Annotated in this window: 26 protein-coding genes, 1 tRNA gene and 1 riboswitch; of the genes, 13 read left to right on the forward strand and 14 right to left on the reverse strand. The window is 66.8% G+C overall.

Features of this window, described 5'->3' with window-relative positions:
• The first annotated feature begins 314 nt into the window (after positions 1-314).
• The 3 genes from AC5JBD_RS09695 (at position 315) to ppdK (ending at position 6,262) form a co-directional block, all read left to right on the forward strand.
• Positions 315-1,184 (forward strand): glycine--tRNA ligase subunit alpha, encoded by an 870-nt coding sequence (locus AC5JBD_RS09695; protein ID WP_495721590.1) that lies wholly within the window; start codon positions 315-317, stop codon positions 1,182-1,184.
• Positions 1,184-3,517, forward strand: a complete 2,334-nt coding sequence (gene glyS, locus AC5JBD_RS09700; RefSeq protein ID WP_495721591.1) for a glycine--tRNA ligase subunit beta — start codon at positions 1,184-1,186, stop codon at positions 3,515-3,517. The genes AC5JBD_RS09695 and glyS overlap by 1 nt, the downstream gene beginning before the upstream one ends.
• Before the next feature lie 78 nt (positions 3,518-3,595).
• Complete coding sequence (gene ppdK / locus AC5JBD_RS09705; protein WP_495721995.1) at positions 3,596-6,262, forward strand: pyruvate, phosphate dikinase; 2,667 nt, start codon at positions 3,596-3,598, stop codon at positions 6,260-6,262.
• On the opposite strand, the gene AC5JBD_RS09710 is transcribed toward ppdK, so the two are convergent.
• From AC5JBD_RS09710 to AC5JBD_RS09745, 8 genes are all read right to left on the reverse strand, one after another.
• Complete coding sequence (locus tag AC5JBD_RS09710) at positions 6,259-6,504, reverse strand: LapA family protein (protein ID WP_495721592.1); 246 nt, start codon at positions 6,502-6,504, stop codon at positions 6,259-6,261. The genes ppdK and AC5JBD_RS09710 overlap by 4 nt on opposite strands.
• 65 nt (positions 6,505-6,569) lie before the next feature.
• Positions 6,570-7,568: a type II secretion system F family protein gene (locus AC5JBD_RS09715; protein ID WP_495721593.1), complete on the reverse strand. Its 999-nt coding sequence runs from the start codon at positions 7,566-7,568 to the stop codon at positions 6,570-6,572.
• Positions 7,569-7,584: 16 nt separating this feature from the next.
• The gene (locus AC5JBD_RS09720) at positions 7,585-8,559 is read right to left on the reverse strand and encodes a type II secretion system F family protein (protein WP_495721594.1); all 975 of its coding nucleotides are present in this window, start codon (positions 8,557-8,559) and stop codon (positions 7,585-7,587) included.
• A 66-nt stretch (positions 8,560-8,625) separates the two neighbouring features.
• Positions 8,626-9,915 carry a pilus assembly protein CpaE gene (locus tag AC5JBD_RS09725; RefSeq protein WP_495721595.1) on the reverse strand — a complete coding sequence of 430 codons (1,290 nt, stop codon included), beginning with the start codon at positions 9,913-9,915 and terminating at the stop codon, positions 8,626-8,628.
• 2 nt (positions 9,916-9,917) lie between these two features.
• Positions 9,918-10,565: a CpaD family pilus assembly protein gene (locus AC5JBD_RS09730; protein ID WP_495721596.1), complete on the reverse strand. Its 648-nt coding sequence runs from the start codon at positions 10,563-10,565 to the stop codon at positions 9,918-9,920.
• Positions 10,566-10,591: 26 nt separating this feature from the next.
• Complete coding sequence (locus AC5JBD_RS09735; RefSeq protein WP_495721597.1) at positions 10,592-12,232, reverse strand: type II and III secretion system protein family protein; 1,641 nt, start codon at positions 12,230-12,232, stop codon at positions 10,592-10,594.
• A 1-nt stretch (position 12,233) separates the two neighbouring features.
• Positions 12,234-13,310 (reverse strand): Flp pilus assembly protein CpaB, encoded by a 1,077-nt coding sequence (cpaB, locus tag AC5JBD_RS09740; protein WP_495721598.1) that lies wholly within the window; start codon positions 13,308-13,310, stop codon positions 12,234-12,236.
• 48 nt (positions 13,311-13,358) lie between these two features.
• Positions 13,359-13,829: an A24 family peptidase gene (locus tag AC5JBD_RS09745; RefSeq protein WP_495721599.1), complete on the reverse strand. Its 471-nt coding sequence runs from the start codon at positions 13,827-13,829 to the stop codon at positions 13,359-13,361.
• A 48-nt stretch (positions 13,830-13,877) separates the two neighbouring features.
• On the opposite strand from AC5JBD_RS09745, the gene AC5JBD_RS09750 reads away from it, so the two are divergent.
• Positions 13,878-14,813 carry an alpha/beta hydrolase gene (locus tag AC5JBD_RS09750; RefSeq protein ID WP_495721600.1) on the forward strand — a complete coding sequence of 312 codons (936 nt, stop codon included), beginning with the start codon at positions 13,878-13,880 and terminating at the stop codon, positions 14,811-14,813.
• Positions 14,810-15,922, forward strand: a complete 1,113-nt coding sequence (locus tag AC5JBD_RS09755) for an NAD(P)/FAD-dependent oxidoreductase (protein ID WP_495721601.1) — start codon at positions 14,810-14,812, stop codon at positions 15,920-15,922. Before AC5JBD_RS09750 ends, AC5JBD_RS09755 begins: the two co-directional genes overlap by 4 nt.
• Here the strand turns inward: AC5JBD_RS09755 and rnhA are convergent.
• Entirely contained in the window at positions 15,895-16,344 is a 450-nt protein-coding gene (gene rnhA / locus AC5JBD_RS09760) for a ribonuclease HI (protein WP_495721602.1), read from the reverse strand. The genes AC5JBD_RS09755 and rnhA overlap by 28 nt on opposite strands.
• A gap of 21 nt (positions 16,345-16,365) precedes the next feature.
• Entirely contained in the window at positions 16,366-17,313 is a 948-nt protein-coding gene (ispH, locus tag AC5JBD_RS09765) for a 4-hydroxy-3-methylbut-2-enyl diphosphate reductase (RefSeq protein WP_495721603.1), read from the reverse strand.
• A gap of 149 nt (positions 17,314-17,462) precedes the next feature.
• On the opposite strand from ispH, the gene AC5JBD_RS09770 reads away from it, so the two are divergent.
• The 8 genes from AC5JBD_RS09770 to AC5JBD_RS09805 all read left to right on the forward strand — a co-directional run bounded on the left by AC5JBD_RS09770 (position 17,463) and on the right by AC5JBD_RS09805 (position 24,412).
• The gene (locus AC5JBD_RS09770; RefSeq protein ID WP_495721604.1) at positions 17,463-18,101 is read left to right on the forward strand and encodes a hypothetical protein; all 639 of its coding nucleotides are present in this window, start codon (positions 17,463-17,465) and stop codon (positions 18,099-18,101) included.
• Positions 18,102-18,158: 57 nt separating this feature from the next.
• Positions 18,159-18,254: riboswitch (glycine riboswitch) on the forward strand.
• Positions 18,255-18,408: 154 nt separating this feature from the next.
• Positions 18,409-19,518 (forward strand): glycine cleavage system aminomethyltransferase GcvT, encoded by a 1,110-nt coding sequence (gcvT, locus tag AC5JBD_RS09775; RefSeq protein WP_495721605.1) that lies wholly within the window; start codon positions 18,409-18,411, stop codon positions 19,516-19,518.
• Positions 19,519-19,890: a glycine cleavage system protein GcvH gene (gcvH, locus tag AC5JBD_RS09780; RefSeq protein WP_495721606.1), complete on the forward strand. Its 372-nt coding sequence runs from the start codon at positions 19,519-19,521 to the stop codon at positions 19,888-19,890. It abuts the gene before it with no gap.
• Positions 19,887-20,672 carry a class I SAM-dependent methyltransferase gene (locus AC5JBD_RS09785; protein WP_495721607.1) on the forward strand — a complete coding sequence of 262 codons (786 nt, stop codon included), beginning with the start codon at positions 19,887-19,889 and terminating at the stop codon, positions 20,670-20,672. The genes gcvH and AC5JBD_RS09785 overlap by 4 nt, the downstream gene beginning before the upstream one ends.
• Positions 20,673-22,031 carry an aminomethyl-transferring glycine dehydrogenase subunit GcvPA gene (gene gcvPA / locus AC5JBD_RS09790; protein WP_495721608.1) on the forward strand — a complete coding sequence of 453 codons (1,359 nt, stop codon included), beginning with the start codon at positions 20,673-20,675 and terminating at the stop codon, positions 22,029-22,031.
• Entirely contained in the window at positions 22,028-23,599 is a 1,572-nt protein-coding gene (gene gcvPB, locus AC5JBD_RS09795) for an aminomethyl-transferring glycine dehydrogenase subunit GcvPB (protein ID WP_495721609.1), read from the forward strand. Before gcvPA ends, gcvPB begins: the two co-directional genes overlap by 4 nt.
• Positions 23,600-23,640: 41 nt before the next feature.
• Positions 23,641-23,817 (forward strand): hypothetical protein, encoded by a 177-nt coding sequence (locus tag AC5JBD_RS09800; protein WP_495721610.1) that lies wholly within the window; start codon positions 23,641-23,643, stop codon positions 23,815-23,817.
• On the forward strand, positions 23,810-24,412 hold the full coding sequence (locus tag AC5JBD_RS09805; protein ID WP_495721611.1) for a DUF938 domain-containing protein: 603 nt from the start codon (positions 23,810-23,812) through the stop codon (positions 24,410-24,412). Before AC5JBD_RS09800 ends, AC5JBD_RS09805 begins: the two co-directional genes overlap by 8 nt.
• Here AC5JBD_RS09805 and AC5JBD_RS09810 read toward each other — a convergent pair.
• The 4 genes from AC5JBD_RS09810 to folK form a co-directional block, all read right to left on the reverse strand.
• Entirely contained in the window at positions 24,409-24,675 is a 267-nt protein-coding gene (locus AC5JBD_RS09810; RefSeq protein ID WP_495721612.1) for a hypothetical protein, read from the reverse strand. The genes AC5JBD_RS09805 and AC5JBD_RS09810 overlap by 4 nt on opposite strands.
• Entirely contained in the window at positions 24,659-25,357 is a 699-nt protein-coding gene (locus AC5JBD_RS09815) for a phosphatase PAP2 family protein (RefSeq protein WP_495721613.1), read from the reverse strand. The genes AC5JBD_RS09810 and AC5JBD_RS09815 overlap by 17 nt, the downstream gene beginning before the upstream one ends.
• A gap of 24 nt (positions 25,358-25,381) precedes the next feature.
• Positions 25,382-25,457 (reverse strand) — tRNA-Lys (locus tag AC5JBD_RS09820).
• Between the two features lie 14 nt (positions 25,458-25,471).
• Positions 25,472-25,963: a 2-amino-4-hydroxy-6-hydroxymethyldihydropteridine diphosphokinase gene (folK, locus tag AC5JBD_RS09825; protein ID WP_495721614.1), complete on the reverse strand. Its 492-nt coding sequence runs from the start codon at positions 25,961-25,963 to the stop codon at positions 25,472-25,474.
• Positions 25,964-25,986 lie beyond the last annotated feature (23 nt).

Here is a 25,986-nt window from a genome sequence, read left to right on the forward strand (position 1 = left end):
GCGGTTCAGGCCAGCACCGACGTCTGGACGGCCGGCCCGACCGCGCTCGTCACCGAAAGGCTCGCCACCAAGACAGCCGCGACCAGTATGCCGATCCGGCTCAAGATCATGTTCATCGCTCATTCCTCCTTGTCATCAACACCTGACCTCATGTCAAGTAAGCTTTACATAGGCGATTCGGTGGACATGTCAAGCAAGCATGACATAGTGTCAGCGAAAGCTGATCAAGCGAAAGCGCCTGCCGCTTGCTTGACCGCCGCCGGACCCTGCGCCAAAGCGGCTTCTCTCCTGGTGCATGTGCGAAGGGCACGTTCTTGGCTTCCCAGCCGCTCAGCTTCCAACGGCTCATCCTGACGCTCCACGATTATTGGAGCGCGCAGGGCTGCGTGATCCTCCAGCCCTATGATCTCGAGATGGGCGCCGGCACCTTCCACCCGGCGACGACCCTGCGCGCGCTCGGCCCCAATCCGTGGAAAGCCGCCTATGTTCAGCCTTCGCGCCGCCCGACCGACGGCCGCTACGGCGAGAACCCCAACCGCCTCGGTCACTATTACCAATATCAGGTGATCCTGAAGCCGAGCCCGCCGGACCTCCAGGCGCTCTATCTCGGCAGCCTCGCCGCCATCGGCATCGACTTCACCAAGCATGACATCCGCTTCGTCGAGGACGATTGGGAAAGCCCGACGCTCGGCGCCTGGGGGCTTGGCTGGGAGGTCTGGTGCGACGGCATGGAGGTGACCCAGTTCACCTATTTCCAGCAGGTCGGCGGCTTCGACTGCAGGCCGGTCGCGGGCGAGCTCACCTACGGCCTCGAACGGCTCGCCATGTATATCCAGGGCGTCGACAGCGTCTACGATCTCGCCTTCAATGATGAGGGCGTCACCTATGGCGACGTCTTCCACGCCAACGAGGTCGAATTCAGCGCCTATAATTTCGAGGTCGCCGATACCGACAGCCTCTTCCGCCGCTTCAAGGACGCCGCCGAGGAAGCGAAGCGCTGCATCGACGCCGGCCTCCCGCTGCCGGCCTACGACCAGGCGATCAAGGCCAGCCACATCTTCAACACGCTCCAGGCCCGCGGCGTCATCTCCGTGGCCGAACGGCAGGCTTATATCGGCCGCGTCCGCGACCTTGCCAAAGGCGCCTGCGCCGCCTGGATGAGCAAGAACGGGTGGGCAGCCTGATGGCTGACTTCCTTCTTGAATTGCTCTCCGAGGAAATCCCCGCCCGAATGCAGGCGAAGGCGGAGGCCGATCTTGCCCGCCTGTTCGCTGAGCAGCTCGCGCAGGCGGGCCTCTCCAGCCAGGGCGTCGAAACCTACGCCACCCCCCGCCGCCTCATCCTCATCGCCCGCGGCCTTCCGGAGCAGACCGACCCCGTCCGTGAGGAGCTGAAGGGCCCCCGCACCAGCGCGCCGCCCCAGGCGCTCGAAGGATTCCTGCGCAAGACCGGCCTCACGCGCGATCAGCTCGAGGAACGCGACGGCGTCTTCTTTGCCACATCGGAAAAGCCCGGCCGCACCACTGCCTCCGTGCTCGCCGAGGCGATCCCCGCCATCGTCCGCGCCTTCCCCTGGCCCAAGTCGATGCGCTGGGGCGCCGCCTCGTTCGCCTCCGAGTCCCTGCGCTGGGTCCGCCCCCTGCAAGGCATTGTCGCCTTGCTGGGCGAGGAGATCGTCGACTTTGAGATCGGCGACGTCCGTTCGGGCGCCGCTACGGTCGGCCACCGCTTCCACCATCCCGGCATCATAACCATCGGCAGCGCCAACGACTATGTCGAAAAGCTCCGCGCCTGCCACGTCATCGTCGACGCAAAGGAACGCGCCCGCATCATCCGCAATCGCGCCGAGGCCCTGGCAGCCGAGGCCGGCCTTCGCCTCGTTCTCGACGAAGGCCTGGTGACGGAAAATGCCGGCCTCACCGAATGGCCGGTGCCGCTGCTCGGCAGCTTCGATCCAAGCTTCCTCGATGTCCCGCGCGAGGTGATCCAGCTCACCATGCGCACCAACCAGAAATATTTCGCCTGCACAGACGCGGCGGGCAATCTGGCCCCCAACTTCATCTGCACCGCCAACATCGAAGCCGCCGACGGCGGCGAAGCGATCGTCGCCGGCAACCGCAAGGTCCTCGCCGCCCGCCTCGCCGACGCCAAATTCTTCTGGGAGCAGGACCTCAAGATCCCGCTCGAGGAGCAGGCCAAGAAGCTCGGCCAAATCGTCTTCCACGAAAAGCTTGGCACCGTCGCCGACAAGGTGGAGCGGGTCGCCAAACTGGCGCGGTGGCTGGTCAAAGAAGGCATCGTAAAACCTCCCCTCCCGCTCGCGGGTGGGGATCAGAGGGGAGGGCCTGTCGAGGCCGGGCATGGCGCCAACAATCCCTCCCCCAACCCCTCCCGCGAGCGGGAGGGGAGCGATCTCGCCACCCTCGCCGAAACCGCCGCCCGCCTCTGCAAGGCGGACCTCGTCACTGGCATGGTCGGCGAGTTCCCCGAGCTCCAGGGCATCATCGGCGGCTACCTCGCCCGCGCCCAAGGCCACCCGCAAGAAGTCGCCGACGCCATCCGCGATCACTACAAGCCGGTCGGCCAGGGTGACGAGGTGCCGACCACACCGGTGACGGTGGCGGTGAGTTTGGCGGACAAGCTGGATACCCTAGCTGCCTTCTTCGTGATCAACGAGCTTCCGACCGGCTCAAAAGATCCTTTCGCACTGCGACGGGCGATGCTCGCTCTTATCTCTTTGGTCATCAAGAACGAGCTTCGCCTGAGCTGGATTGGCATATTTCGGGAAGCGGCGTCGGGAACCTATCAATCTGTTGTCCGTGCGATGCTCGTCCCGAGTCTCGGGTTCGAAGTCGCAGACGCGTGTAGCCTGTATCGATATCCTGATCGTCCCGATCAGGACGATTACGGCATCACAAACGATGTAATCAGTTCGTTCCTACACATGAGCGCTGCCGTTCAGGTGGGGATCGACGAGGCGCCAAATACACTGAATTCCTTCGTGATAGACCGCCTTAAAGTCCAGCAGCGCGAAGCCGGCGTCCGCCACGACCTGATCGACGCGGTGTTCGCGCTCGGAGGCGAGGACGATCTCGTCCGCCTGCTCGCCCGCGTGAAGGCGCTGCAATCCTTTGTCGAGACGCCGGAGGGCGCCGATCTCCTCGCCGGCTACAAGCGCGCCGCCAACATCCTCAAGAAGGAGGGGTGGCAATCTGCCCCTCCGCAGCAGGCGGAGAGCCCGAAGAAATCGCTTTCCTACACGCCGCTTCCCGAGGAAGCTGCCCTGATCGCCGCCCTCGACGCTGCCGAGCCGCGCGCCCGTGCCGCGATCGAGGCGGAGGATTTCCAGGGCGCGATGGCTGCGCTCGCATCCCTGCGGGCGCCGGTCGATGCGTTCTTCGAGAAGGTGACGGTCAATGACCCGGAAGCGGACAAGCGCGAAGCCCGGCTGGACCTCCTCGCACGTATGCGCGATGCCGTTCATCAGGTCGCGGATTTCTCGCGGATCGAGGGCTGATGGGGCGAAGCCGACAACACAGATGGCACGTGTCAGCTTTGTAAGCTTTAGGGCCGGGAACAGGGGCGAATGCTGACGATGACTCAATACGTCTACCGCTTCGGAGGAGGCGTTTCCGACGGCGGTCAGGGTGACAAGACCCTGCTCGGCGGCAAGGGCGCGAATCTTGCCGAAATGGCCTCGATCGGCCTGCCGGTCCCGCCGGGCTTCACTATCTCCACCGAGATGTGCACGCGCTATTATGAGGAAGGCGAGAGCTTCCCCGACAGCCTGCGCGCAGAGGTCAGCGAAGGCATCGCCCATATTGAGGGCATCACCGGCAAGAGCTTCGGCAACGCTGCCGATCCGCTTCTCGTCTCGGTCCGCTCAGGCGCCCGCGTCTCCATGCCCGGCATGATGGACACGGTGCTCAACCTCGGTCTCAACGACGAGACCGTCGCCGGCCTCGTCGCCACCTCCGGCGATCCGCGCTTCGCCTGGGACAGCTATCGCCGCTTCATCCAGATGTATTCGGACGTCGTCCTCGGCCTCGACCACGGCGCCTTCGAGGATGCGCTGGAGATCGCCAAGGAGGACAAGGGCGTCCACCTCGACACCGATTTGGAAGCCGCCGACTGGGAAACCCTTGTCCGCCGCTACAAGGAGCTGGTCGAGGAGCTCTGGGGCCGGCCTTTCCCGCAGGACGTGCACGAGCAGCTCTGGGGCGCGATCGGCGCCGTCTTCGGCTCCTGGCAGTCGGAGCGCGCCAAGGTCTACCGCCGCCTCAACAATATCCCGGCCGACTGGGGCACTGCCGTCAACGTCCAGGCGATGGTGTTCGGCAATATGGGAGACACGTCCGCGACCGGCGTCGCCTTCACCCGCGATCCCTCGACCGGCGAGCATGCTTATTATGGCGAGTATCTGATCAACGCCCAGGGCGAGGACGTCGTCGCCGGCATCCGCACCCCGCAATATCTGACGCGCGCCGCCCGCGAACGCGCAGGGGCGAAGGCCGCCTCGATGGAGGAGTCGCTCCCCGACGTTTATGCCGAGCTCGCCCGCGTCTTCGACCTGCTCGAGCGCCACTATCGCGACATGCAGGACATCGAGTTTACCGTCGAGCGCGGTACACTCTGGATGCTGCAGACCCGCAGCGGCAAGCGCACCGCCAAGGCGGCGCTCAAGATCGCGGTCGACATGGCCGAGGAAGGCCTCATCACACAGGAAGAGGCGGTGCTGCGCGTCGATCCGTCTGCGCTCGACCAGCTCCTCCACCCGACCCTCGATCCCAAGGCGCCGCGCCGGGTGATCGCCAAGGGCCTGCCCGCCTCGCCCGGCGCGGCCTGCGGCGTCGCCGTCTTCGATGCCGACACGGCCGAGCGCTACGCCGCTTTGGGCGAGAAGGTGATCCTGGTCCGCATCGAGACCAGTCCCGAGGACATTCACGGCATGCACGCCGCCCGCGGCATCCTCACCGCCCGCGGCGGCATGACCAGCCACGCCGCGGTCGTCGCGCGTGGCATGGGCCGCCCCTGCGTCAGCGGCGCCGGCGGCATCTCGATCGACTACAAGGCGCGGTCGATGCGCGTCGGCGACATCGTCGTGCGTGAAGACGAGACCATCACCATCGACGGCTCGACCGGCGAGGTGATGCTTGGCGTTGTCCCCACCATTCAGCCGGAGCTGGTCGGTGATTTCGGCACGCTCATGCAATGGGCCGACAAGGTCCGCCGCCTCAAGGTCCGCACCAATGCCGAGACCCCCAACGACTGCCGCACGGCGCGCGAGTTCGGCGCCGAGGGCATCGGCCTGTGCCGCACCGAACATATGTTCTTCGACGCCGAGCGCATCGCCAACGTCCGCCAGATGATCCTCGCCGAGGACGAGAAGGGCCGCCGCGCCGCGCTCGCCAAATTGCTCCCGGCCCAGCGCAGCGACTTCGAGGAGATCTTCCGCATCATGGCGGGCCTCCCCGTCACCATCCGCCTGCTCGACCCGCCGCTCCACGAATTCCTGCCGCACAGCGAGGAGGAGTTCGCCTCGGTCGCGGAGGCCGCCGGCTCCACGGTGGACAAGGTCAAGAGCCGTGTCTCCGACCTCCATGAGCTCAACCCGATGCTCGGCCACCGCGGCTGCCGGCTCGGTATCACCTATCCCGAAATCTACGAGGTCCAGGCGCGCGCCATCTTCGAGGCGGCGATTTCCGTCGAAGCCGAAGGATTGGCGCCTAAAGCCGAGATCATGGTGCCTCTGGTCGGTACTCGCAAGGAACTTGCGCTAATCCGTGAATTGATCGTTGAGACATACAGCGCTGTCATCAAAGAGCATGAGTATCGGTATCAGCCCGACTACTCAGTGGGCACAATGATTGAACTCCCTCGCGCAGCCTTGATGGCTGGGAGCATTGCTGAAGAAGCTGACTTCTTCAGCTTCGGCACCAATGACCTCACCCAGACCACGCTGGGCGTCAGTCGCGACGATGCCGGCCGCTTCCTCACCTTCTATGTCGAAAAGGGCATTTACGAGCGCGACCCGTTCGTCAGCCTCGACATCGAGGGCGTCGGCGAGCTGATCCGGTTGGCGAAGGAGCGCGGACGGGCGACGAAGCCCGGCCTCAAGCTCGGCATCTGCGGCGAGCATGGCGGCGACCCCGCGTCGATCGCCTTCTGCGAAGCCGCCGGCCTCGATTATGTCAGCGCGTCACCTTACCGGGTGCCGATCGCGAGGCTGGCGGCGGCGCAGGCGGCGCTGAGGGCGCGCTAGAGAGGATTGCGATGTGCGGGATCTCTCACGGGATTCCGGATCGCCGCCCGGTGCAGGGAGTCCGCCTCGGCATGGTCCTTCCGCAGCCGCGCATTCTCGGCCTCGAGGTCGGCGCGGAGCCGCGCCTCCTCCTTGTAGCGGCGCTTCCACTTGCCGCCCGAGAACAGGAACATGCCGAGCACCAGGCCCAGCACGAAGATCAGCGCCAGGATGATGTATTGCTCAGGAAGGAAAGGGGCCACCGGGCGCACTCCTCACAGAAGACGTTTCGCCTCCTGAATGAACGAGCGGCCCGGCCGGTTCCCCGTTAGCTCTTCATCAGCGTGTCGGAGATGTCGCAGGCCGCAGGACCGAGGATCACCACGAACAGCACCGGAAGGATGAACAGGATCAGCGGCACCGTCATGATCGCCGGCAGCCGCGCCGCCTTCTCCTCGGCGCGCATCATGCGCTCGTTGCGGAACTCGGCCGAAAGCACGCGCAGCGCGCTGGCCAGCGGGGTGCCGTATTTCTCGGTCTGGATCATCGTCGTCACGACGCCGCGGATCGAGTCGAGGTCGATGCGGGTGGCAAGGTTCTCGAACGCGCTGCGACGGTCAGTGAGGAAGCCCAGCTCGATCGAGGTCAAGGCGAACTCGTCCCCGAGCTCCGGATAGGCCTTGCCGAGTTCCTTGGCGACGCGGCTGAAGGCGGCGTCGACGGTGAGGCCGGCCTCGGCGCAGATGACCAGCAGGTCGAGCGCGTCGGGGAGGCCCTTGCGGATCGCGTGGGTGCGCTTCTGGATCTTGTTCTTCAGCCAGATGTCGGGCGCCTTGTAGGACAGAACCAAGGTGCCGGCGACCAGCATGTAGCGCTTGAACGCTGTCCATTCCGGAAACCAGTCGAGCAGGTAGACGCCGACGATCATCACGCTGCCGAACACCAGCGGCAGCACGAAGCGGGCGAAGATGACGACGAAGGCGAGGTCCTTGGAGCGGATGCCGGCCTGGAGCAGCTTGATCTGCGCCTTCTCGACCTGCTCGTCCTGGAGCATCTTGAACGAGCTCAGCAGGCTCCGGACCTTGTCGGCGGCCTCGTTCTTGTTGCTGATCTTCCTGCGGCGCTTCGAGGTCGAGGCAACGATGCCGGCCTTGAGCTGCTCGCGCCGTTCGTTCAGCGCCTTGACGCGTTTCGCCATCGGGTCGCGCACTGTGGTCGCCGCATAGATGGCGACGAGCACGGCCATGGTCGCGACGGCCGAGAGGACGGTCGCCACCATGACGACGTCGATGCCGAGGATGGTCGGGCCGGAAGCGGGGGGTGTCATGATCGATGCTCTCCGCTCAGATCTCGAAATTGATCATCTTGGCCATGATCCCGGCCCCGATCGCCATCCAGAACATGCCGCCGAGGCCGGCGATGATCAGCCGCTGATCGACGAAGAAGTCGCCCATATATTCCGGATTGATCGAGTAGATGAGGCCGAACACGATGAAGGGCAGGGCGCCGATGATATAGGCGGACGCCTTCGATTCCGACGACATCGCCTTGATCTTCAGCTTCATCTGCGCGCGCTTCCTCAGCACGTCGGCGAGATTGGAGAGCGTCTCGGCAAGGTTGCCGCCGGTCTCCCGCTGGATCGCGAGCGTGATCACGAAGAACTGGAATTCTGGTGTCCCGAGCCTGTCGGCCGTCTCCTGGAGCGCGGCTTCCATGGTGCGGCCGATCTTCATCTTGTCCGACACCGTCTGGAACTCAACCTGGATGGGGCCCGGTATCTCGCTCGCCACGATGCCGATCGTCTCCGAAATAGGCAGGCCCGAACGCAGGCCGCGGACCATCAGCTCGATGGCGTCGGGAAAGCGCGCGGTAAACTTGGTGATGCGGCGCTTGATGAGGATGCCGAGCGTGAAGTGCGGAAGCGCTGCGCCGAGGAACAGGCCGAGGAAGGCGGCCAGCAGGAAGGGCAGGCCGTTGGCCAGCAGCAGACCCGCGGCTACCACCGCCAGCGTCACCGAGACCATCAGATATTGAGCGAGGCTCCAGCTCCGCCCGGTGCGCTCGATGCGGCTGCGCAGCAAGGCGGGATTGGGAATGAAGCGCTGGGCGAAGCCGTCCATCCTGGTGCCGCGATTGGCCAGAATACGTTTCATCTGCGCCTGCGTCGCGACCTCGCTGGACTTGCTGTGGCGCTCGCGCAGGGACTCGATGCGGCGGCTCCGCGCCTTTGCGGGCGAGGGGCCGATCATGGCGGCATAGAGCACGACCAGGACGCCGAGCACTCCCGCAGCGATGATCAATATCGGCAATGTCGGCATTTGATCCTAACCCTCACCACGTCTTCGCTGCCGCGCCGGCGGCCGAGCTTCGCCTTTCGGCGAGGCTCAGGCGTCCGCCGACTTCGGCTTCTTGGCCAACAGCGACTTCAGATTGCCGAACTTGCCGAGCAGCGACGTGTCGGCCCCGGCGACGTCGCCGCCCTCGGTCGAACCGTCGACCGCGGAGACGGTCATCGTCACGAGCTGGCCCATCGGCTGACCGACCTTGGCGCCGGCCGCCGTCTTGGCGAGCGGCTGGCCGAGCTTGGCCGACTGTGCCGCCGACTTGAGGTCGAGCGGGATGATCACGTCGATCTTGCGCTCTATAGACTTCTCGAACTCGGCGCGGCTGATCTCCTGCTGCGCAGCCGGCGCGACCTTGTTGGCGACGACGATCACGCGCGACTGCGGCGCGTTGGCCTTGAGCCAGCTTAGGATGCGGATCGCATCGCGGGTGGCGGCGAGGGTGAGCTCCACGACCACGATCGCGACATGCGCATCGTGCACCAGGTGCGGGTGCTGGACCAGCATCGGCCGCGGCAGGTCGATGATGGTCGTCTCGAACGCGCCCCGCATCTCCTCCTGGAGCTGGAAGTAGGCTGAGCCGTCGGTCAGCAGCGGCTGGTTGATCGGCGCTTCGGCCGACAGCACGCAGAGCTTGTCGTTGGCCCGGACCATGGCGCGTTCGATGAACAGACCGTCGATGCGGCTCGGATTCTCGATCGCGTCGGTGAGGCCGCGGCCGGGCTCGAGATCGAGCGACAGCGCGCCGGTGCCGAAATGGACGTCGAGGTCGAGCAGGGCCGTGGAGCGGCCCGCCTTGTCGCCCATCATCCAGGCGAGCGAGGTTGCGACGGTCGAGGCGCCGACGCCGCCGCGGACGCCGATCACGGCGGCCATGACGTGCGGACGCTCGATCGACGGCTCATTCACGCGCGGACCAGAGATCGTCATCTGCGCCTGGACGAACGCGTCGCGGACCTGGTCGGCCGTGAACGGCTTCAGCAGATAGTCCTGGATACCGGAGGCGACGAGATCGCGGTAGAGGCGGACGTCGTTCACCTGGCCTGCGGCGATCACCACCGTGCCGGGCTCGCAAACCTCGGCGAGCGCGTTGATGTCGTTCAGCGGATCGCCCGACTCAGACAGGTCGACGAACAGGATGTTCGGACTGGCCGAGACCGATAGCGACTGGACCGCGTTGCGCAGCCCGCCCTTGTTGACCTTCTCGGGCGCCCAGCCATGCTCGACCGCGATCGGACGGAGGATCTCCGCCGTGGCGTCGTCGCACACATAGGCGCTGAAGGGGTCACGAAGCGAAGCGGAGCCCCGCATGGCATGAAACGGCGCGTTCATTATCAGCCACCTGTCTTTTCAGCTTTGAGGGGAGCAGCGCCCGTCGGCGCGCGGTCGCGATAGAGCCTTATCGCTTTCGAGCCCTGGACATTCTCTCGCGGACTCGTCCCGGACTGGCCGAGCACCAGATCGTTCGGATCGGCGATCATCGCGGCCAGATTCGAGTTCGTCGCGCAGCCATAGTTGCTGCTGGTGCCCTCGGGGGCGCCGACCATCTCGTCCTCCCAGATGGGACAGCCCGGAACCGTAGCAATCGTACGGCTGACGATCACCCGCACCATTCCAGGCGCCGCAGAACCTGCCGATAGAGGCGCGCCCTCGTTCAGCAGCAGACCGTAATCTCCTGCCACCTCGGCGATGTCGGCGCGGCTCTGCGCGTCGTCATATCCGGCGGTCTCCACATAGACGCGGTCGCCGTAGCTGACCCGGAGGCTGTCGAACCAATCGGCAAGCCGGGCCTTTTCGGAAGCCGGAACGCCGCTGCCCGAGCCGGCGAGGTCGAGCACGAAGTCGGTCCGTTGCACGACCGGCTGGCTGACCGAGGTTAGCGACGGATTGCTGACCGGCGTCAGGCGGTTGGTCTCGGGCCCGCAGGCGCTGAGCCCGAGGGTGATCGCAACCAGCGCGGCCGAGGATGTGAAGCGTGTCATGGTCATGCTTTCCTTTCGTGCGCGCATCAGAAGCTGAAGCCGGGCTGGGCAGAGGGTTTGGCGGCCGCGGCAGCACGGGCGGGCAGCGCCGCCTGCTTGACCGGCGCCGGCGCAGCCGGCTGCGGGAGTTCGGCACTGCCGATCGAGCCCATGCCGGGGTTCACCGCGTGCGGCGGCGCCACGGTCGGTCCCGGGCGACGCTCGCCGGTTCGGCCGTCCTCCCGCTGATCGAGGAACAGCGACTGGGAGTCGTTGGACTGCCGGAAGCCGTCGGTCGGAAGCGAAATCTTATCCGCGCTCACCGGCTTCACCAGATACGGCGTCACGACGATCACCAGCTCGGATTCGTCCTTTCGGAACGCCTTGGAGCGGAACAACGTGCCGAGGATCGGAAGATCGCCCAGGAAGGGAGCCTTCTCGACGCCGTTGGCGGAGTTGTTGCGCATGAGGCCGCCGATCATAAAGCTCTGACCAGAACCGAGCTCGACCGTGGTCTCCGTTCGACGGGTCGAGAGGCCGGGTATGTTGAAGCCGTTTAGCGTGATGCCATTGGCAGCCGACAGTTCGGACACTTCCGGCCGAACCCTCATCGAGATGCGGCCGCCTTCCAGCACGACCGGCGTGAACGCCAGGCTGACACCGAACTGCTTATACTCGATGGCAAGGCCGTTGATTCCGTTGGAAATCGGGATCGGGAATTCACCGCCCGCGAGGAAGCTGGCGGTTTCCCCCGACAATGCCGTCAGCGTTGGTTCCGCAAGCGTGGTCGCGAGATTGCCATTCTCCGCCAGGTCGATGGCCGCAAGGATATCGAGGCCCAGCAGCCGGCCGGCAAGGCCCAGGGTAGTGCCGGGGCCCTTTTGAATCTCAGCCACGGACGTGCCGCGCGGGTTCACAAACGTCCCGGTCGAAGGGTCGTAGGGACCTTCAATATAGCCGCCGCCGGGCAGTGGGATCAGGGCATTCGGAAAGCCCGCCAGGTCTTCCGCGCTGAGCTTGCCCGGATTGCGTCCCGATCCGATGCCAAAGGTGAAGCCTCCCGTGGTATCCTTGGTCAGCAGGTTGACACCGATATTGCGGATCAGGCTGCGGCTGACCTCCGCGATCTTGACCTTGAGCATCACCTGCAGCGGAGTCGCCGTCTTGAGGCGGCTGACCACCTGGGTGCCGGTGCCGACGAAGGCCTGAACGAGGCGATTGGCTTCCTCGACGTCCTGCGGCGCGGCGACGGTGCCGGTAAGCAGTACTATGCCGTTCATCGGCGTCGCCTGGATGCGGGCATCCGGCATCGCCAGGCTCAGCATCTCGTCGATCGAGCCGATGTTGGTCCCGACCCGTACGTTGGCGGAATAGAGCACCCGGCCGGCCTTGTTGGTGGCGTAGATGGTGGTCTCGCCCGGCGCCTTGCCGAAGATGTAGATCTGGTTGCTCGATCGCACCTGGACGTCGGCGATGCCGTCATTGGCGACGAACAGGTCGCTCATCGCGCCGTCGAGCTGGATCAGGCGCCCGGTGCCGGCCGAAAGCGCGACATCGTTGGTCGGCTTCGAGGCACCGGCCGGCTGGGCCAGGGCGGGCGCGGGAGCCGCGGCGCCGAGGCTGGCAGCGATCAGCGCGGCCATTGCCGTGCCGAGCGTCATGCGCGTGGTGAACTTGGTCTTGCTCATCTTACTTGGCTCCCACCGGAACGACGGTGACATTGTTGCCGCGGGCGACCCGAACCACCGGACCCGTCGGGCGTGATTCGGCCTTGGCGGCATTCGGATCGCGGCCGGCAAGCGCAGCCAGCATCGCAGCGGCGCTCAGCGGATCGCCGGCATTCTGCTGCGGCTTGGCGGCACGGGGGACGCTGGCCCGCTGGAAGCGCGAGACGTCGGCGCCGACCGTGTAGGTCGTGTTGGAGTCGACCGGCTTGGCGGCGACTGCCAGCATCATGCGGCGCTCGGCGGCGGGATCGTCGCCTTCCGGAACGTCGACCTCACCGGACGCGATCGCCCGCTCGAGCTCGGCCGTATTGTCGGCGATCGAGCGCAGCGACAGCGACAGCGCGCCGATCGTCTGGGCAACCTGGATCTTCTCGGCGATCTTGGGGGTCGCCTCGAAGGTCACGGTCTTGGACTTGCCGAATTGCGGCTTGCCGTCGGGGCCCATCGCATAGGTGCGCTGGTCGACCGCAAGCACGCGGACATTGCGCAGGATCGTCTCGGTGACCTTCAGCGGCGTGCCTTCGCCCGCTACCTCCTGGGTCAGCATGACGTCGACCCGGTCGCCCGGGAAGATGAAGCCGGCGACACCGCTGGTGGCGGAGACCGCGACCGTCACGGCGCGCATGCCCGGGCCAAGCGCCGCCGCAAGGAAGCCACGCTCACCCGGCTTGATCAGCGAGCCCTGGGTGAGCGGCTGGCCGGCGGTGACCTCGTTGCGGACGACCGCGCCGAGCAACTCGGTGGGATCGACCGGCTTCGCTTCGGGCTCGCCTTCGGCTGCCGGCGCGCCGCCCTTCAGGAAGTAGGCCTGCTGGACGAGCTCCTTCGGCCAGGGCTGGTAGCGCAGCGCCTCGGCATCGATGATGGTGCCGACGGGGAGGCTGCGGGTCGCGACGAGCACTTCGGGGCCCATTTCCACGACCGGAGTCGCCGCAGCCTGCGGTGCGCTCGATCCCGAGAACATGTTCTTCGCCATCACGGCGGTGATCACCGCAATGACGAGCGCGCCGATCAACAGCATGAGCTTTCTAACATCCATGACGCGTGTCGCCTCCCGTCGGGCTCAGATCGAAACCCGGCCTAGTCATCATCCAAATTGGTAAAGATATCGTTCGCCAATCAGCCACAGTCCGGCGAAGGCGATTGCCACGCCGTACGGAACTTCCGTTTTTTCCTCGCTGCTGGCACGCCGCCGGCGGACCAGCATGACCAAGGTCAGCACGCCGCCCGCGAGGCTCATGATCACCAGCAGCTTCACCAGCGCGCCAAGCGGCAGCCAGAGCGCAAGCGCGGTAAGCAGCTTGACGTCGCCGCCGCCCATCATTCCAAGGTGGAAGAGGATGGCGAAGACGACGAACACGCCGGCAGCGATCGCGACTTGGGTCGCGACGTCAGGCCACAGCGAGAGCCCCGACATCCACCAGAAGGGGATGGCGGTGAGCGCGATGGCAAGGTTCAGCCAGTTGGGGATCCGGCGGGAACGCACGTCGCCCGTCGCCGCGACGATCAGCATCGCGGCCAGCACGGCGACGAAAAGATTGGCGAGAACCCCCTGCATGGGAAGTGCTACTAGACTTGGTTACTTGCCAAACCGTAACCGGCTCAGATGCAAGTGATTAACCACGACCGACGGGCACATCCGGCGGGAGCGGCCTTCTCGAGCTGGACGGCATCCGACGGCTGGAGCCTCCGCCGCATGGACTGGCCGCAGCCTGCGGACGGGGAGGCGCGGGGCAATCTGATCTTCGCCGGCGGACGCGCCGACTTCATCGAGAAATACTTGGAGCCGCTCGGCCACTGGCACGCACAGGGCTGGAACGTCACCTCCTTCGACTGGCGCGGGCAGGGCCATTCGCGGGGCACCATCGTCGGCGGCAATTTCAGGGATTTCGACCCGCTGGTGAGGGATGGCGGGGAGCTGATCGAGAGCGTGATCGCCAGCACGCCCGGGCCGCATGTCGCGATCGGGCACTCGATGGGCGGGCACCTCCTGCTGCGCATCTTGGCTGAGCGGAGGCCGGCGCTCGCGGCTGCGGTGCTGGTCGCACCGATGCTGGCGGTCAACAGCTCCCCCCTGCCGCACCCGCTGGGAAAACTGGTGGCCCGCTGCGCCGCCGCGGCGGGACCCGATCTGCGGGTCTGGGGCGAGCGCGGCGCGCTGGCGGAGAAGGGCCGGATCCGTCAGGCGAACCTCACCCATTGCGATCAGCGCTTTGCAGACGAGACCTGGTGGAAGGAGCGGGAGCCGGGCTTCCACCTCGGCCCGCCAAGCTGGGGCTGGCTGGACGCCGCCTTCCGCTCCACGGCCCGCCACGACGGAGCCACGCTGAAGCAGGTCGACATTCCGCTGCTGCTGCTCGGCACCGATCGCGACCGGCTGGTCGATCCGCGTGCAATCCGCCGCGCCGCAGCGCTGCTGCCGAAGGCAGAGCTGCTGATGTTCAAGGATGCCGCGCACGAACTGCTGCGCGAAAGCGACGCCGTCCGGCTCGAGGCGCTCGGCCGGATCGACGCTTTCCTCGACGCGCACGCGCCTGCATGAAGGCCGATGTCGCGATCGTCGGCGCCGGCATGGCCGGAGCGAGCCTCGCCGCCGAGCTGGCGCCGCATCTGTCGGTGATCATGATCGAGGCGGAGAGCCATGCCGGTTATCATGCGACCGGCCGGTCGGCCGCCTTCTGGTCCGAAACCTATGGCGGGCCGCTGATCCAGCCGCTCACGAGCGCGTCTGAGGGTTTCCTCAAGGCTCCCTCGGTAAGCTTCTCCGACCGAGCCTTCCTGCAGCCGCGAGGGGCGATCCTCGTGGCCGAGGATGAAGGGAAGGCGGTGCTTGATGCGATGCTCCGGGAGTTCGAGGGATCGGTAGAGCTGCGGCGCTTCGGCAGGCCGGAGCTGGAGCGGCGCATCCCTGGCATCAGGCCGGGCTGGTCTCACTGCGTGTACGAGGCGAGCTGCGCGGATATCGACGTCGCCGCCCTGCACCAGGCTTACCTGAAGGCAGCGCGCGGGTCAGGGGCGCAACTCCTGCTCGACACACGGCTAGAAGGTGCGCGGCGAACAGCCGGCGGTTGGGCGCTAGCAACCACGCAGGGCGACGTGCAGGCCGCGATCCTCGTCAATGCCGCGGGGGCTTGGGCGGACGGTGTCGCCATGCTGGCCGGTGAGGCTCCGGTGGGCGTGCGTCCCTATCGGCGCACGATCGCGCAGCTCAGGGTCGATCCTCCGGCACCGGCGGATCTGCCTTTAGTGATCGACGCGCTCGGTCGCTTTTATTTCAAACCGGAAGCGGGGGGTCGCCTCTGGCTCAGTCCGCACGACGAGACGCCCTGCGAACCGTGCGATTCGGCTGCGGAGGAATATGACGTGGCGCTGGCGATCGACCGGCTCTCGATGATCGTCGACTGGCGCGTCGAGCGCGTCGAACATAGCTGGGCCGGCTTGCGCAGCTTCGCGCCGGACCGGCTGCCGGTCTACGGTTTTGCCGACGAACGGCGCGACTTCTTCTGGTGCGCGGGGCAGGGCGGCTTCGGCATCCAGACCGCTCCGGCGGCGGCCAAGCTCGCGGCGGCCTTGTTGCGCGATACGGAACCCGATCCGATGATCGCCGGGATCAGCCCCTCGCCTTACCTTGTAACCCGCTTTACGAACTGAGCCGCAGCCGAGCAGGCGAGCTGGTCCGCGCGTTCATTTTCCGCATGTCCGGCATGGCCCTTCACCCAGCGCCACTCAATCCGGTGGGGGCGGGCCGCCTCGAGCAGTTCCTGCCACAGCTCCGCATTCTTGACCGGCTTCCTGTCGGCGGTCTTCCAGCCATTCTTCTGCCAGCCGAAGATCCACTTTGTGATGCCGTCCTTTACATAATTGCTGTCGGTGGTGAGCGTGACGGCGCAGGGCCGCTTCAGCGCCTCCAGCGCCCGGATCGCCGCGAGCAGCTCCATGCGGTTGTTAGTGGTGAGCGCCTCGCCGCCGGACAGCTCCTTTTCATGCGCGCCGGAGCGCACCACAGCGCCCCAGCCGCCGGGCCCGGGATTGCCCTTGCAGGCGCCGTCGGTGAAGATCTCGACGCGCGTCAAATCGGGAGACGTGGACAGGGGTCAGGCCGCTTCGAGGCCGCGCGGCAGCTTGAAGACCATCCGTTCCTCGACGCCTTCGACGGGCACCTCGGTCACGTCGTAATGGGCCCGGAGCAGATCGACGACCTCGCGCACGAGCACCTCCGGCGCGGAGGCGCCGGCGGTCAGGCCGAGGGTTTCGACGCCTTCGAGCCAGTCAAGGTCGATGTCGGTAGCGCGGCCGACCAGCCGGGCGCGCACGCCCTCGCGCTCAGCCACCTCGACCAGGCGGACAGAATTGGAGCTGTTCGGCGCCCCGATTACGAGTATCGCGTCGCAGCGACTGGCGATGTCCTTGACCGCGGCTTGGCGATTGGACGTGGCGTAGCAGATGTCCTCGCCGCGCGGCCCTTTGATGGTCGGAAATCGGCGCTGGAGGATGGATATGATCTCGATCGTGTCGTCGACCGAGAGTGTGGTTTGGGTCAGGAACGCCAGATTTTCCGCGTCGGCTGGTTGAATGGTCTCGGCGTCTTCGGCCGTCTCGATCAATGTCATCTGCCCGTTCGGAACCTGACCGAACGTGCCGATCACTTCCGGATGGCCGGCATGACCGATGAAGAGGATGTGCCGCCCGCCCTCGACAAGCCGTTCCGCCTGGCGGTGGACCTTCGAGACCAGCGGGCAGGTGGCGTCGAGATAGGAGAGGCCCCGCGCCTCGGCGCTCGCCGGCACGGACTTCGGCACACCATGGGCGGAGAAGACGACGGGCACGCCGTCCGGCACCTCGTCCAGCTCCGACACGAACACCGCGCCCTTGGCCTTCAGATTGTCGACGACGAACTTGTTGTGGACGATCTCGTGGCGGACATAGACGGGCGCGCCGTAGCGCTGCAGCGCCAGCTCGACGATATGGATTGCCCGATCGACGCCTGCGCAGAAGCCGCGCGGCGCCGCGATCAGCAGGTTCAATGGTGGCTTGAAGCTCATAAGTCCCAGTATCTTGCCGCGCCGAAAAGCGCCTGTGCCGCCCGGCCGCGGCCTTACCGGATTGCTTGCCCGGGTGAAAGGCGCTTCCTATGATCCCGCCCGTCGGCTAGGCCGGCGAACGTCTTCTGCAAGATCGGGGATCCGTGCCTGTGTTCAAGTCCAAAGCGGCCGTCGCCGCGCTTCTTCCGTTGGTTCTCCTGGGCTGCAGCCGCCAAGGCGAGATCACCGGTCTCGGCATCATCACGACCCGCACGGCTTGTCCCTCCGTCGCCATTCCCGCGGCCACTGGCGACATCACCCTGTTCAATCCGGCGGACAGCCGCGACGCCAATGCGATCGACGTCGTCGCCAACATCACGAATATCCGCTCCACCTGCGACGACAGCGGCGAATATGTGATCACCAGCGTGAGCTTCGACGTTCACGGGCAGCGCCGCGATCCCCGCGGCGACCGGGAAGTGGTGCTCGAATATTTCGCGAGCGTAGTGCAGGGCGGCAGCAACGTCGTCGCCAAACGCCTGGGGCGCGTCGGCCTCCGCTTTGCCGACGGCCAGATCCGTGCGAGCACGTCCGGCGCGACGAGCACGCAGGTGCTTCGCTCCGCAGCGACCCTGCCGGAAGACGTCCGCCGCCGCGTCACTCGCGACCGCAAGCCCGGCGATGCCGACGCGGCGATCGATCCGCTCTCCGATCCCACCGTGCGCGCCGCCGTCCAGCGTGCCACCTTCGAGGTGCTGGTCGGCTTCCAGCTGACGCCGGAGCAGCTCGCCTACAACGCGACGCGTTAAGCGCGTTGACTTGGCCGGCCGCTCGGCTCAGAGCGGCCGCGTCGCCGGCGCGAGCCGGGTGATCGCGCGGGAGAGTTTGGCGGGTTCAAAGCCGCCGGCGCCGAAGGAGCAACCGCCCCGGAATCTCTCAGGCAAAAGGACCGCGCGGGCGCCAAGACACTCTGGAAAGCGGGTGCCTCAGCGCATCCCACCGAAGGGGTAAGCCCGCCGGTCGCACGGCGCGCGAAAGCTCTCAGGTCCAGTGACAGAGGGGGTTCCGGAACTTGCAGGCCGTGAGGCCTGGCCGGGGCGCCTTGTGGAGACTGGAATGAGCGACGCCGAGAAGACACTTCCCCTCGACCAGTGGCATCGCGCGAAGGGTGCCCGCATGGTGCCGTTCGCCGGCTATCAGATGCCGATCCAATATGAGGGGATCATCGCCGAGCATCGCTGGACGCGCGAGTCGGCCGGCCTGTTCGACGTCAGCCATATGGGCCAGCTTACGATCAGCGGCAGCAACCTCGATGCCGCGCTGGAGAGCCTGCTGCCCGCCGACCTGTCGCTGCTGAAGGACGGGCGGCTGCGCTATTCGCTGCTGCTCAACGACCATGGCGGCATTATCGACGACCTGATGGCAACCCGCCGCGGCGACAGCTTCTACCTTGTGGTGAACGGCGCCACCAAGGAAGGTGACATCGCCCACCTGCAGCAGCGCCTGCCGGCTGGCGTGACGCTGACGCACATGACCGAACAGGCGCTCCTGGCACTGCAGGGGCCGAAGGCCGTGGAGGCGTTGAGCCGCCTTTCGCCGGGGGTGCAGGAGTTAGGCTTCATGACCGGCGGCCGCTTCTCGATCGGTGGCATCGATGCGTGGATCAGCCGCTCGGGCTATACCGGCGAGGACGGGTTCGAGATCTCCGTTGCGGCGACGGACGTGACCCAGGTCGCCGACCTGCTCACCGAGCAGCCGGAGGTGAAGCCGATCGGTCTCGGCGCCCGCGATTCGCTGCGGCTCGAGGCGGGCCTGCCGCTCTACGGCCATGACCTCGACGAGCAGACGACGCCGGTCGAGGCGGACCTCGCTTTCGCCATCTCCAAGCGCCGGCGCGCCGAGGGCGGCTTCCCGGGCGCGCCGCGTATCCAGCTCGAGCTCGAACAGGGAACGATCGCCCGCCGCGTCGGTCTGGCAGTTGAGGGCCGGCAGCCGGTCCGCGAGGGCGCGATGGTGGTGGACGGCGAAGGCAATGAGATCGGCCGCGTCACCAGCGGCGGCTTCTCGCCGATGCTGGAGGCACCCATCGCCATGGCCTATGTGCCTGCCGCCATGACGCCGCCGGGGACCCAGGTCACGCTCGCGCAGCGTGGCAAGCTTTTCCAGGCGCGGGTCGTGCCGTCGCCGTTCGTCCCTCACCGCTATCACCGCAAGGGAGCCGCTTGAATGAGCACCTATTTCACCAAGGAACATGAATGGATCCGCGTCGAGGGCGACACCGCGACCGTCGGCATCACCGACTTCGCGCAGGCGCAGCTCGGCGACGTCGTGTTCGTCGAAGTGCCGTCGGAAGGCACCCGTCTCCAGAAGGGCAAGGAAGCGGCGGTGGTCGAGTCCGTGAAGGCGGCATCCGACGTCTACGCGCCGGTCAGCGGCGAGGTCACCGAAGGCAATCAGGCGCTGGTCGACGATCCGGCGCTGGTCAACAGCGCCGCCGAGGGTGAGGGCTGGTTCTTCAAGCTCCGTCTGTCGGACAATAGCGAGCTGAACGGGATGATGGGCGCCGACGAATACAAGGCCTTCTGCGACAGCCAGTGACGCTCAACCCGACCTCCCGCTGGTGTCCGGCCGACTACGCCCGGAACGCCGCCTTCGTGCCGGCGCTGGGTGCGGCGGCGCTCGGCCTGCTGGCGCCGCAGCCCGGCGAGATCATCCTCGATCTCGGCTGCGGTGACGGCGCGCTGACGGTGCTCATCGAGCAGGCGGGCGCGAAGGTGATCGGCCTCGACGCCTCGCCCGAGATGGTCGAGGCTGCGCGGGCGCGGGGTATCGATGCGTTCGTGGCGGACGCGCAGGCGCTTGACCTTGCCGAAGCCTCGCAGCGTTTCGGCGAGTTCGACGCCGCCTTCTCCAATGCGGCCCTCCACTGGATGCTCGATCCGATTGCGGTCGCGACCGGGGTGTTCGGGATGCTCAAGGCGGGCGGCCGCTTCGTCGGCGAGATGGGCGGGGAGGGCAATCTCCTCACCCTCCGCACTGCGCTCCGCGACGAGCTCGCATCCCGTGGCTACGCCGTGCCCGCCGACGACCCCCAATGGTATGCCGGTGTCGACGAATTCACCCGCGTCTATCGCGATGCCGGCTTCGAAGAGGCCGAGGCGCGGCTGATCCCGCGCGAGACCGATCTCCCCGCCGGCATAGTTCCGTGGGTCATGACCTTCCGCTCCGGCTTCATGGACGTGGCCGGAGTACCGGAGAGCGAGCGTGCCGCCATCGCCGAGGGCGTCCAGCACCGCGTCGCTCCCACCCTCCGGCGCCCGGACGGCAGCTGGTTCGCCGATTACGTCCGCCTCCGCTTCACGATGAGAAAGCCCCACTAGATGCGTTATCTTCCCCTCGCCGAGGCCGATCGCCGCGAGATGCTGCGTGCCGTCGGCGCCAGGTCGATCGATGATCTGTTCGTGGACGTGCCCGAGGCGGCGCGGCTCAGCGGCACGATCGAAGGCCTGGCCGATCATGCCAGCGAACTGTCCGTCGAGCGGCAGCTCGGCAGCCTCGCCCGCAAAAATCTGGTGGCGGGGGAAGTGCCTTTCTTCCTCGGCTGCGGCGCCTATCGGCACCACATTCCCGCCAGCGTCGATCATCTGATCCAGCGTGGCGAGTTCCTGACCAGCTACACGCCGTATCAGCCCGAGATCGCGCAAGGCACGCTGCAGGCTTTGTTCGAATTCCAGACTCAGGTGGCGCGGCTCTACGGCTGCGACGTCGCTAACGCGTCCATGTACGACGGCTCGACCGCCTGCTGGGAGGCGATCAGCATGGCGCGCCGCGTGACGCGGCGGGGCAAGGCCTTGCTCTCGTCGGGGCTGCATCCGCATTACGTTTCGGTCGCCAAGACCATGGCGAGGTTCACCGGCGACGAGCTCGACGTGACTCTCCCGGAGCTCACCGGCGAGACCGACGCGGAGCGCTTGCTGTCCGCGATCGATGGGGAGACGAGCTGCGTCGTCGTCCAATATCCCGACATCCTCGGCCGGATCGTCGACCTCGGCCCGATCGCCGAGCGCGCCCATGCCAATGGCGCCTTGCTGATTGCGGTGGTGACGGAGCCGGTCGCGCTCGGCCTCATCCGTTCGCCCGGCGAGATGGGCGCGGATATCGTCGTCGGCGAGGGCCAGTCGATCGGTGTCGGCCTCAATTTCGGTGGTCCCTATGTCGGCCTGTTCGCCTGCAAGGAGAAGTTCGTCCGCCAGATGCCGGGGCGCCTCTGCGGCGAAACGGTCGACGCGGAGGGCAAGCGCGGCTTCGTGCTGACGCTTTCGACGCGCGAGCAGCATATCCGCCGTGAGAAGGCGACCTCGAACATCTGCACCAACAGCGGCCTCTGCGCGCTCGCCTTCTCCGTCCACATGACGTTGCTGGGCGAGAAGGGCCTGAGGCAACTTGCCGAGCTGAACCACGCCAAGGCCGTCGCCGCGGCGGAGCGGCTGGCGCAGGTGCCCGGTGTGGAGCTGGTCAGCGATACCTTCTTTAACGAGTTCACCCTGCGCCTGTCGAAGGAAGCACGGCCCGTCATCCGCGCCATGGCTGAGCGCGGCGTGCTCGGCGGGGTGTCGCTCGGCCGGCTTTATCCGGGCGCTGAAGCCCTTCAGAACGGCCTCGTCGTCGCCGTCACCGAAACCGTCACCGAACAGGATGTCGAGGCGCTGGCGAGCGCGCTCGAGGAGAATTTGGCATGAGCGTCAATCCAAGTGGCTGGAGGCCCGATCTGGGCGCGGGCGGCAGCGACGGCGCGGAGCCGGCGACCTTCACCGGCAACCGCGCCCTGATGCTGGAGGAGCCGCTTATCTTCGAGCTTGGCGACACCAGCACGACCGGCATCGACCTGGAAGAGAAGCCCTCCGCCGCAACCCGCCTCGGCGGCCTCGAGCGCAACCGGCCGATCGGCCTCGCCGGCCTCACCGAGCCGCAGACGGTGCGTCATTATACCCGCCTCAGCCGTCAGAATTATGCAATCGACCTTGGGCTGTTTCCCTTGGGATCATGCACGATGAAGCATAATCCGCGCCTCAACGAGAAGGTGGCGCGGATGCCCGGCTTCGCCGACATCCACCCGCTCCAGCCGGTCGACACGGTCCAGGGCGCGCTGGCGCTGATCGAGATGCTGGGCGAGTGGCTGATCAAGCTCACCGGCATGCACTCCGTCGCGATGAGCCCCAAGGCAGGTGCACATGGCGAGCTGTGCGGCCTGCTCGCAATCCGGTCCGCGCTGGAAGCGCGCGGCGATGCGCGTGAGGTCATCCTCGTCCCCGAAAGCGCGCACGGCACCAACCCCGCCACTGCGGCCTTCGTCGGCTACCGTGTCGAGAACATCCCTGCCAATGAACGCGGCCGCGTCGACCTTGAGGCGCTGAAGAATCGTCTCGGCCCCGACGTCGCGGCGGTGATGATCACCAACCCGAATACCTGCGGCCTGTTCGAGCCGGACATGATCGCGATTTCCGAGGCGGTCCATGCGGCGGGCGGCCTGGTCTATTGCGACGGTGCCAATTTCAACGCGATCGTCGGCCGCGTGCGCCCCGGCGACCTCGGCATCGACGCGATGCACATCAACCTCCACAAGACCTTCTCGACGCCGCATGGTGGCGGCGGTCCGGGCTCCGGTCCGGTTGTCTTCTCCGAGGCGCTGACGCCGTTCGCACCGCTTCCGTTCGTCGAGAAGCAGGGCGATCACTTCGCTCTCGTCGAGGAGGAGACGGCGGGCGAGCATCATGGCTCGAGCTTCGGCCGCATGACCGCCTTCCACGGCCAGATGGGCATGTTCACCCGCGCCATGTCCTACATCCTCAGTCACGGTGTCGACGGGCTCAGGCAGGTGTCGGAGGACGCCGTTCTCAACGCCAACTACATCCTGCGCAGCCTCGAGGACGTGCTCGACGCCCCGTTCGGCGCCAGCGGCCCCTGCATGCACGAGGCACTGTTCAGCGACAAAGGCTTCGAGGGCGGCCTCTCCACGCTCGATCTCGCCAAGGGCCTGATCGACGAAGGCTTCCACCCGATGACCATGTATTTCCCGCTGGTCGTTCACGGCGCGATGCTGGTCGAGCCGACCGAGACGGAGAGCAAGGCGGCGCTCGACCAGTTCATCGGCGCGCTCCGCTCGGTGGCGGAGCGAGCGAAGGCGGGCGATCAGAGCCTCAAGGCGGCACCCGTCCACGCGCCGCGCCGCCGCCTCGACGAGACGCTGGCGGCGAGGAAGCCGGTGCTGGTCTACAAGGAGCCCGAGCAGGCGCAGGCGGCGGAGTGAATCGCGGCTGCCTTGGCGTCCTTGGCTTCCTCGGGGGAGCCGTGGCCGGCTGGGTCGTATGCATCCTCCTCTACATCGCCGCCACCAACGTCTTCGGCTATCACGATTTCGAAGGCGCGGCGGCGATGGGGACCGCCTTCACGATCGGTCCCGCCATTGGAGTCCTGACTGGCATCCTCGGCGCGCTCTGGCTCAGCCGGAGGCGCGGCGGTGGCTGACGAGCGCCGCATCGCACCGCCCGTCGCGCGCAATGCCGCGCCGATCGTCGAGGTGCTGCGGGACGTGCTTCCGGCCGAGGGGCTGGTGGTCGAAGTCGCCAGCGGCAGCGGCGAGCATGCGCTCCATTTCGCCCGCGCCTTTCCCCATCTGCTCTGGCAGCCGACCGATGCGGACCTGGTGGCGCTGCGGTCGGTCGAGGCGTGGCGCGGCGCGGAGAGCCTGCCCAACCTGCTGGCGCCGGTGCCGCTCGACGCCGCCTCCGCTGACTGGCCACTGGAGCGCGCCGACGCGGTCCTCTGCATCAACATGGTCCATATCAGCCCGTGGGCGGCGACATTGGGGCTGCTCGACGGTGCGGCGCGGCTGCTCGCGCCCGGCGCTCCACTCTATCTTTACGGCGCCTATCGTCGCGACGGCGTGCCGACCGCTGAGAGCAACGAGGCGTTCGACCGCTCGCTGAAGGGACGCAATCCCGAATGGGGCCTGCGCGACCTGGAGGATGTCGCGGCCGAGGCAGAGCGGCGCTCGCTTCGGCTCGACCGCGTGGTTGAGATGCCGGCCAACAATCTGTCGGTCGTGTTCCGCCGCGTCTAGCTGGACGAATTCAGCTTCGAACTACCCTGGTTGAAGCGCGGCAGGTTCGCCTGCTCGGGCTTATCGCTGTCGCGGACGCGCGTGACGCTGCCTTCGCCGACTTCCTGCTTCAGTTCGTCGCGCGTACCGATGTCGCGGCTGATATTGTGGCCGCTTGAGCCGCTCTGGCTGGGGGCGCCCTCGGCCCTGTCGATGATGTCGCTGTCGTCGTGTCGGCGGGCCGTGTCGGCGCGTTCCTGGCCGCGGTCATTCTGGTCGGTCATCTTGCCGTCTCCTTCGCCATGGAAAATGACGCAAGGGTGGCAAGCGTTCCGCCGAATTGCTCGCTTCGCCCGCTTCGGCTTCCGGCCGGGCGCTGGCGAGGCGCATGAAGATCACCACCAGCAGCAGCCCGAACGCCCAGCCGCCGAGCACGTCGCTCGGCCAGTGGACGCCGATCACGACCCGGCTGAGCCCGATCACGATGGAGAGGCTGACGGCGAGTACGACGGCGATGGCGCGGTTGCGCTGCGCGACCGGCACCAGCAGCGCGATCGCCAGATAGGTGATCATCGAATTGGCGGCATGGCCGCTGGGGAATGAGAGCGAAGCCTCGTTCATCACCTCATCGGCGATCGGCGGGCGCGGCGTCCCTGCCAAAAGCTTGTGGAGCTCGACCGCCATCCGGCCGACGAACAGCATCACCAGCAGCAAGGCGGCGCGGCGCCGACGCTTGAAGGCGAGCACAACCACCGCGGCCAGGCCGACCGCGCTGAGCACGATCCAGCCGCCAAGCTGGGTCGCGATCCGCGCCCATTCCACTGCAGTCTGGCTCGCGCCGCCATGGATGCCGGCGAAGACCTGCCGGTCCCAGGCTTCGTCAGGGCCGCCCCATAGCATCATCGCCAGCCAGATCGCGGCGAGGGCGACGAGAGCGGTCAGGAAGCGAGTGCGGGCAAATCTCATGGGAGGCTGCGTTTCCGGACCTGATGGTGAGCCCTGCTGGATTCGAACCAGCGACCTACTGATTAAAAGTCAGTTGCTCTACCGACTGAGCTAAGGGCCCGACCAAGGCGAGCCCTATGTCCGGGCGCTGCCCCGGTCAACCGGCGAGGCGGCGCGGGCGCGGGCGAGGAGATGGCGGACGGCGAGGCCGCTCACCGGATCGCGCCAGTCGGGCACCAGTTCCGCCAGCGGCTCCAGCACGAACCGCCGCATCCGGAAGGCAGGGTGAGGGACGATTGTGCCCGACCCGGCCCACGCGCCCTCCGACCAGAGGATGATGTCGAGATCGAGCACGCGCGGACCCCAGCGGCGGCCCGGTCGGCGACCGAATTCCTTCTCCAGAATCTTGAGGCGGGCGAGCAGGTCCGGCGGTTCGTGGTCGCTGTCGAGGATCAGGACGGCATTGGCGAAGCTTCGCCCTGCCGGACCGAGCGCTGGCGTGACGCGAATGTCGGAAGCGGCGCTGGGTCGGAGTGCGTCGATCGCCGCGCGCAACGTCGCGGCGGGGGAGCCGTGGCGGCTCCTCCGGTTGGAGCCGAGCGCGATCGCATAGCTTGTCTTGCCCATTGGCCGCGCCTTAGACGAGGCCG

The sequence above is a fragment of the Allosphingosinicella sp. genome (assembly GCF_059502505.1).

Bases quoted from the DNA above. Each gene is read 5' to 3' on its own strand.
- glyS (WP_495721591.1), top strand. From the start codon at position 1,184: ATGGCTGACTTCCTTCTTGAATTGCTCTCCGAGGAAATCCCCGCCCGA.
- ppdK (WP_495721995.1), top strand. From the start codon at position 3,596: ATGACTCAATACGTCTACCGCTTCGGAGGAGGCGTTTCCGACGGCGGT.
- AC5JBD_RS09715 (WP_495721593.1), bottom strand. From the start codon at position 7,568: ATGACACCCCCCGCTTCCGGCCCGACCATCCTCGGCATCGACGTCGTC.
- AC5JBD_RS09720 (WP_495721594.1), bottom strand. From the start codon at position 8,559: ATGCCGACATTGCCGATATTGATCATCGCTGCGGGAGTGCTCGGCGTC.
- AC5JBD_RS09725 (WP_495721595.1), bottom strand. From the start codon at position 9,915: ATGAACGCGCCGTTTCATGCCATGCGGGGCTCCGCTTCGCTTCGTGAC.
- AC5JBD_RS09730 (WP_495721596.1), bottom strand. From the start codon at position 10,565: ATGACACGCTTCACATCCTCGGCCGCGCTGGTTGCGATCACCCTCGGG.
- AC5JBD_RS09735 (WP_495721597.1), bottom strand. From the start codon at position 12,232: ATGAGCAAGACCAAGTTCACCACGCGCATGACGCTCGGCACGGCAATG.
- cpaB (WP_495721598.1), bottom strand. From the start codon at position 13,310: ATGGATGTTAGAAAGCTCATGCTGTTGATCGGCGCGCTCGTCATTGCG.
- AC5JBD_RS09745 (WP_495721599.1), bottom strand. From the start codon at position 13,829: ATGCAGGGGGTTCTCGCCAATCTTTTCGTCGCCGTGCTGGCCGCGATG.
- AC5JBD_RS09750 (WP_495721600.1), top strand. From the start codon at position 13,878: ATGCAAGTGATTAACCACGACCGACGGGCACATCCGGCGGGAGCGGCC.
- AC5JBD_RS09755 (WP_495721601.1), top strand. From the start codon at position 14,810: ATGAAGGCCGATGTCGCGATCGTCGGCGCCGGCATGGCCGGAGCGAGC.
- ispH (WP_495721603.1), bottom strand. From the start codon at position 17,313: ATGAGCTTCAAGCCACCATTGAACCTGCTGATCGCGGCGCCGCGCGGC.
- gcvT (WP_495721605.1), top strand. From the start codon at position 18,409: ATGAGCGACGCCGAGAAGACACTTCCCCTCGACCAGTGGCATCGCGCG.
- gcvH (WP_495721606.1), top strand. From the start codon at position 19,519: ATGAGCACCTATTTCACCAAGGAACATGAATGGATCCGCGTCGAGGGC.
- gcvPA (WP_495721608.1), top strand. From the start codon at position 20,673: ATGCGTTATCTTCCCCTCGCCGAGGCCGATCGCCGCGAGATGCTGCGT.
- gcvPB (WP_495721609.1), top strand. From the start codon at position 22,028: ATGAGCGTCAATCCAAGTGGCTGGAGGCCCGATCTGGGCGCGGGCGGC.
- AC5JBD_RS09810 (WP_495721612.1), bottom strand. From the start codon at position 24,675: ATGACCGACCAGAATGACCGCGGCCAGGAACGCGCCGACACGGCCCGC.
- AC5JBD_RS09815 (WP_495721613.1), bottom strand. From the start codon at position 25,357: ATGAGATTTGCCCGCACTCGCTTCCTGACCGCTCTCGTCGCCCTCGCC.
- folK (WP_495721614.1), bottom strand. From the start codon at position 25,963: ATGGGCAAGACAAGCTATGCGATCGCGCTCGGCTCCAACCGGAGGAGC.